Source organism: Bradyrhizobium sp. Crot121 (genome assembly GCF_059512385.1).
The window spans coordinates 1-366 of the sequence record NZ_JCAMOR010000481.1; the positions used below are offsets into that span (position 1 = coordinate 1).

1 protein-coding gene is annotated in these 366 nt (G+C 59.0%); it reads right to left on the minus strand.

The annotated features are described in order from the left end of the window. The coding region (locus tag AC5ZGW_RS47575) for a substrate-binding domain-containing protein (RefSeq protein WP_496114330.1) at positions 1–366 on the minus strand (366 nt) is incomplete at both ends.

Sequence of the window (366 nt, forward strand, 5' to 3'; positions counted from 1 at the left end):
TTGAAGATATCGGGCACGGCGTCGATGGAGACGACGAGGATATCCTTACCGGGCTTCAGGCCGGCTTCCTTGATCGCCTGAATGGCGCCGACGGCCATGCCGTCGTTATGGGCATAGAGAGCGCAGATATCCTTGCCGCCATTCTCTGCCTTCAGGAAGCTTTCCATGACTTCCTTGCCCTTTGTGCGGGTGAAGTCACCGGTCTGGCTGCGAACGATCTTCAGGTTGTCATGGCCGGCAAGAGCCTCTTCGAAGCCCTTCTTGCGAGCGATGGCCGGCGACGAACCGGTCGTGCCCTGCAGCTCGACGACATTGCACTTCTTGTCGCCAACGGTCTTAACCAGGAAATCGCCGGCGACCTTGCCT